Source organism: Natrialba aegyptia DSM 13077, from assembly GCF_000337535.1.
In the GTDB taxonomy this organism is placed as follows: Archaea; Halobacteriota; Halobacteria; order Halobacteriales; family Natrialbaceae; genus Natrialba; species Natrialba aegyptia.
Map to the genome: position 1 here is coordinate 47,355 of NZ_AOIP01000045.1, position 6,000 is coordinate 53,354.

8 protein-coding genes are annotated in these 6,000 nt (G+C 55.9%); all 8 read right to left on the minus strand.

What is annotated here, in order from left to right:
• Positions 1 to 555 precede the first annotated feature (555 nt).
• Positions 556 to 1,347 (minus strand): alpha/beta fold hydrolase, encoded by a 792-nt coding sequence (locus tag C480_RS17790; protein WP_338044792.1) that lies wholly within the window; start codon positions 1,345 to 1,347, stop codon positions 556 to 558.
• A gap of 51 nt (positions 1,348 to 1,398) precedes the next feature.
• Positions 1,399 to 2,085: a helix-turn-helix domain-containing protein gene (locus tag C480_RS17795; protein WP_006667015.1), complete on the minus strand. Its 687-nt coding sequence runs from the start codon at positions 2,083 to 2,085 to the stop codon at positions 1,399 to 1,401.
• A 158-nt stretch (positions 2,086 to 2,243) separates the two neighbouring features.
• Positions 2,244 to 3,065 (minus strand): IS5 family transposase, encoded by an 822-nt coding sequence (locus C480_RS17800; protein ID WP_006667016.1) that lies wholly within the window; start codon positions 3,063 to 3,065, stop codon positions 2,244 to 2,246.
• 192 nt (positions 3,066 to 3,257) lie between these two features.
• The gene (locus tag C480_RS17805; protein ID WP_006667017.1) at positions 3,258 to 4,022 is read right to left on the minus strand and encodes an SDR family oxidoreductase; all 765 of its coding nucleotides are present in this window, start codon (positions 4,020 to 4,022) and stop codon (positions 3,258 to 3,260) included.
• A gap of 172 nt (positions 4,023 to 4,194) precedes the next feature.
• A complete protein-coding gene (locus C480_RS17810) occupies positions 4,195 to 4,578 on the minus strand; it encodes a DUF2255 family protein (RefSeq protein ID WP_006667018.1) in 384 nt (127 codons plus the stop codon).
• 66 nt (positions 4,579 to 4,644) lie between these two features.
• Complete coding sequence (locus C480_RS17815; protein WP_006667019.1) at positions 4,645 to 5,052, minus strand: (R)-mandelonitrile lyase; 408 nt, start codon at positions 5,050 to 5,052, stop codon at positions 4,645 to 4,647.
• A gap of 48 nt (positions 5,053 to 5,100) precedes the next feature.
• Positions 5,101 to 5,778, minus strand: coding sequence for a helix-turn-helix domain-containing protein (locus C480_RS17820; RefSeq protein WP_006667020.1), 678 nt, complete (start codon positions 5,776 to 5,778; stop codon positions 5,101 to 5,103).
• 142 nt (positions 5,779 to 5,920) lie between these two features.
• On the minus strand, positions 5,921 to 6,000 hold an 80-nt coding region (locus tag C480_RS23150), incomplete at its 5' end, for an integrase core domain-containing protein (RefSeq protein WP_005557093.1).

Below are 6,000 nucleotides of genomic sequence, written 5' to 3' on the forward strand. Positions count from 1 at the left end.
CGCTCGAGGGGAAAAGGGCGAAAGGGATGGGGGTGAGTGAGGGAAGATCGTAGCGGAGGGAGGGAGACGGAACGTTGGTTGTGAGGGAGACGATGTCGCCGAGGAGATGGCTCGAGAAGAGAGGGAGAGAGGTGTACACTCCCACCGAAAGCCCACCAGGCTGAGCTGAAGGTGGGGATACTGTAGCTGTCCCTCGACTGGTGTGTGGTTACGGCACGCCCCACTCGCCTTCCCTCCCTCTGCATTGCTCTCTTCGAGCTCGCTGTGCTGCCGGGCTTTCCCTCAGTGTAGGGTGTCAGAGGTTCTTTTGGCTCTGTTGAAACCCTCGTTCGGTGATATGTTCTCGGAGCCGTGCTGAATCGAAGGCGCGCATCTTGCGGAGAGGTTAGTATGAGATTGGGGACAGACAAGCCCCTGTAATAGAGAGTGATTGTCTGTGTGCCAAAAACAGACTGTTGGCGAGAAACTGAACCTCCCTGGACGCAGTTCCAGATGCGTGACGACGTTGTTTGCAACGGCGTTTCACTGACCCACTCAGACTCGCGTTTGAGACTCCTAACTGTCGGTTTGAATCGTATTTGCGACCCGTTCGGGCGCTGTCTGCGTACCGACGTGTCCGACGGCATCAAGCTCTACGCACTGTCCGAGAGTGGGCTGGAGTGTGTTGATACTGCTTCGGAGATGGTCCGGGCTTTGCTCGCCAGTCAACAAGAGTGTCGAGCAGTCGATATCGACGGAGCTTCCATGGTCGGACGCCTGGACTGCGCGCAACTCTCTGACAACCGTTTCGGCGAGGTCGAAATGAATCCGATCGGGCCAGATGGGTAACTGCGTTGGCGCTGGCAGTCCCGCTTCCTCCCGGTAGAACAGTTCCATCGCTGCTTCGCGCTCTCCGTTGTCGATCCGTTTTTGCATTCTCGCAGGCAAGTCGTTGGCATCATTGCTGGTCTGGAGAGCGGGTTCGTAGAGCACAAGCTGGTCAAGCGAGGACTCTTGGGCGGCCTCAAGTGCGATGAGTCCACCGAATGAGTGGCCGAATACTGCGGGGTCGTCATCGAAGATGTCCAACAGGGTACAGAGATCTGCGACTTCCCGGTCGAGACTGTAGGCGTCGGCATCACCGCTCTTCCCACGGCCCCGTCGGTCGGGAACAACCACTGTAAATCTGTCTGTGAGGTGTGGGTAAAGTGGATTCCACGCTTGGCGCGTTTCGCCACTACCGTGTACGAGAACTATCGGGGGGCCCTCGCCGTACATTTCGTATGCGATTTCCGTTCGGTCGTTGGAAGTGACTGTCTGCATGGCAGTCTGTGGTTCGGGATGTGACGGGGTAGGCATGTCTCTCATTCGTCCGGCCTTTTAAATTGGCCCACACGCCATCCCATTTGGTCGGCAACGCTACTCCGGGAGCGACGGCCACGTCGTCGCAATGGTTTCTTCGATGAGTTGGGTCTGTGCCCGGCGCAGGCGCTCAGAAACCGACGACGAGGAGATATCCAACTCATCAGCGACCTCCTCAAGTGAGGTCCGTCGTGGAATGTCGAAATACCCCCTCTCGTAGGCCGTTCGAAGAGCCTCTCGCTGACGATCAGTCAGTCCTTCACCGGGTGGTTCAGTGTCTCCCTCGTGTGTGAGCCGGTGTAATCGGAATCCACCGTTTTGCTGCCAGAACTCACGGAAAGCGTCGAACGCCTCTCGACTGGCGAACCAGCCATTGTGACGCCAGCCAGCCGGTATTACCTCGGTACGCTCGATGATGGACTCAGTACTGGCGAGCGCTTTCAACCTCGGCAGGTCGTCGATGTAGGGAGAGAGATTCTCCTCAAGGCTCTGCTCGGGAACGACCTGATACCGCCGCGTGCTCCCGGCCTCTCCAAGGACTGTGTACTCGCCAGCTTCACCAACCTCGTCCAGGACATCTTCGACCACTTGCTGGTTGCCATCGGTCACCGAAAGGACGAACAGCGGAAGCTCGTCATGGTTGAACCGTGGGTCGAGTACCACCGTCGCATTGGGGAGAGCTTTGGCGATGTCGACGAAGGGCAAGTGTTCACAGCAGGCGTCGAACTCGGCGAGAAGTGGCACAATCGGTTAGAGGTATATGCGTACCATAAATTTGGTGCTCTGGATTCGCTTCCTGTTGAACTGGCAGTTACAAGCTTTGTATCGGTCATGGCGGTTCTGACGAAAATCAGGGACGTTCCGACCTGGTTCGCTTCACCGTCGATCTACACCTACACTGTTCAGAGTGTTTTATCGATGTTGTGAGTGAGACAGCCGACAACGAGTTCACGGAACTGCTTCCACCAGTGTCGTGAGTGGACGAATGCGCCATATTTCCGTTTGAGACGGGAGTTCACTGTCTCGTTCTGACTCCGCTGGCCATAGAGGTCGGCATCCAGCCGAGCATTCCACGCCTTGTGGAGCGACGAAAATTCTCGGTGCTTGATGAGAGGACGAACGCCAGCGTCACGGGCTACTGCGCGAACCTTCTGGTCGTCGTATCCCTTATCACCGAGGAGAATCGCCACATTCCCGGCATTCCGCTTGAGGAGCGACGGTGCGATCTGCGAGTCATGTTTTCTGGTCGTCGTCACGTGGAGATCGAGGATAGCATTCGCTCTCGTGTCTACGAGCAGTGTCACTTTCAACTGCTGAATCGTCAGCTTCGTTCGCTTCGTATAGTGTTTCGAGGCGTGACATCGGTCGAAGCCGGAGGCGTCGATTCCGACGACACCATTGGTCGGGAGAAGGGTGACCGAGAGGTTGAGCAGGACACGCCAGACTGCCATATCGAGCCGGTTGAACGCTTTACACAACGTTGAGGGTGACGGGAGTTCGGCCAGATTGATCGCTTTCCGAATGCGGGGCATCTCGATGAGTTCGTCGAGAAGCATCCGATACGTTGTGTTCTTCCGAACTTTGAGACAGAGGAGAACGATGTGCTGGTGGAGTGTATAGCGTCGTTTTGAGAACTTCGAGGAGTAACGAGAGACAGCTCGGCGTGCCAAGTGAAATGCCTGCTCGACGAACCGGAGCAACCGCGATTTCGGGAGGGCTTCCATCCGGTCAGACTACCGGACGTACCTGTAACTCCCTGAGGATTTCAACAGAGCCGTTCTTTTCAAAGATTGGTTTCATCCCATACTCCAGGAATCAGCTGGTATGTAGGTAGGCGAATATGTCGCCTAGAACCTGTCAGAACACGATGATGTTCGACGTGCGTCGTCTGGGTATTTAAGTCCCGTCCGGTGTGGCTACGGTTGCACTTGGTCTGTCGGTCGGACCAAGACCTCATTGATATCCACGTGCTCTGGCTGGGTCACGACGAACGTGATTGTCCGGGCAATATCGTCGGGCCGGAGTTGCCGCATAGATTGGTTGTATTCCTCTACATCTGACCTCAGATCTTCATCCGGAATGTCCTCAGTAAGTTCCGTATTCACAGCGCCTGGCTCGATAGTCGAGACGCGGATGCCCTCTGCGGCAACGTCAAGTCGTAGCGCCTCTCCAAAGCCAGCTACACCGGCTTTTGCAGCCATGTAGTGCGAACTGTTCTCCATTGCGAATCGTCCGACAACCGAAGACAGATTTACGATATGCCCATTGTCTTGGTCCAGCATCTCCGGAATGACGGCATGAGTAAGCGTGATGACCCCATCGAGATTAACATCGATAGTGTTGTGGAGGGTCTCGCGGTCTGCATCCGCGATATGTGTCAGTGGCATATAACCCGCGTTGTTCACGAGGATGTCGATGTGACCGTATTCGGCGGTCGTTGTTTCGACTAAGTTGTCGATATCCTCGTCATCGGTAATGTCGGTCGGCACTACAAGTGTCTCGCCGTCTTCGCCCTCAATCTGGGCCGCGAGATCGTTGAGTTCCTCTTCACGTCGAGCAGCAAGTGCGACACTCGCACCCCGCGATGCCAGGGACTTGGCCGTTGCTTCACCGATCCCGGAAGACGCCCCAGTAATGATTGCAACCTGTCCATCTAATTCGGAACCAAACTCTGCTGTCATCAACGGGAAGAAAGGTATGGAATGAGTTAGATTAGATGCTATCTGAAAAGGGTGTTTAAGTACTATTCATAACGAGCTCGGCACTGGTTCGTCGGGTCCTCCAGGTACTCGACCCCCGATTCCGCGAGGCCGATCTTTAGCACCACAAATGTGTCTTCAAGGCGCTCAAGGATTAGCCGCTTGTTTCGCATGGCAGTATCTTGACGGTGGCTGAGCGGGCGCGCTCGCTGACCATCGATTCGAGGTATTGGCTACCATCGTACTTCTCGCGGTAGGCCTTGTCGATGCGGTCGTTAATTGGTCCATCTGCTGGCTCGAATGTGACCTCCTTCGTCATACCGGCGGCCTCAATTCGGCCCGCGTTTTCTCGGACTGCAGCCTGGTGCCAACTGGAGTTCTGGCCGTTGTAGGCACGTACATAGAGGTCGTCGTCAACCTGAACGGACCAGATCCACGTCGGCGCGCCGTACGTCTCATTGTCCTCACGGAACGGTGTGATGTGCAAGTCATCGGATTCCACAATCTCTCTTAGTTCGTTTTCTGGCCATGCATTCATTGGTGATCTCTCCTCGAAAGTGGTAAAGGGATGCTCGGGTGACGGCCCAGCTATAGAGGCGTTGGGTTAGCTATCTGATTCTGGGTCGTACTCCTCGTCGGTAACGTGTTCCAGCCAAGTGACGACCTCCTCGTCACGCTCCTCCTGGATGGCGATGTGGGTCATAGCGTTGTCTGGCGTCGCGCCGTGCCAGTGTTTTTCGTCTGGTGGGAACCAGACCACGTCGCCTGCTCGGATCTGCTTGATCTCTCCGTCTTCGCGTTGCACGAGGCCACAGCCGCTCGTCACGATCAGCCGCTGGCCGAGCGGGTGGGTGTGCCACGCTGTGCGGGCACCGGGTTCGAACGTGACGCTCGCCGCCGCTGCGCGGGCCTCGTTTTGTGGGTCGAACAGAGGATCGATTCGGGCGTTTCCTGTGAAGTACTCGTCGGGCCCCTCGTTGGAGGGTTGTGAACAGCCTCTGGTGATATCCATGGATTGTACCCACCCTTCAGTTGGGTGTCGTGTGACTTGGTTTCGATGCTATCTGGAAAGGGTGTTTAAGGATTCTTGTATGTCGAGCGAGGAGGTGAGGAGCTGGCGCTCGCCGCGCCGGAGAAGGCTTGACAGGGAAGGTTGTGAGATATCTAACTCCTCGGCGAGTTCCGCAGCCGTCACTTGGCGTGGACTCTCGTAGTATCCACGAGAGACGGCGAGAGTCAGGGCCTCACGTTGGCGATCAGTGAGTCCCTCGCCTGTAGCGTTGTTGGACGAGGATTGGTCGGATGTGATGGAGATAAGGTCGAGCGAGATTCCGTGGTCCTCAAAAGTGATGTGGAAGTCGTGGAACGTCTCGTAGTCTTTGAATTCTTTCGTTTCGTGCCAGCCCTCCGGCGTGATAGTCGTCGATTTCATCTTCACACCATCGAAGCGTTCAGGGTTAAAGGCCGGGGAGATCGAGTCATCAAGTTCGACGGTGAGCTTGAAGACAGTTTTATCGCCCCGTTCTCCGAGCAGGGTTACTGTTACGACTTCGTCGAGTGCTGCGAGTTGCGCTTCGGAGACGTCATCCTCGGCGTTGATCTCAACGATGAACACCCGAGCGTCTGGCTCGATACAGAGGGCGTGAGAGCACACGATCTCGTCGGGTGGGAACGTCGTTGGAATACTGACGAGCGGGAGCGCGGATGAACGAAGTCGGAATTCCGTCGTGATCGTCATTGTACGGAGTCACGTTTTGCGCATAGTTAAGCATCCGGACGCCGCAGGCAGGTACTGCTGCCGCAAATGTGATTGGCCTGTTGCATAACAGATTATCTCTTTTCACTACATTCATCCTCTATAGTCAGCAGATCGGCACTGTCTAGTTCTGCACCTCCTCGATCGGCGTCTTTCCGTCGAGAGCTTGATGCGGTCTCTGGCGATTGTAGTAGTGCATGAATT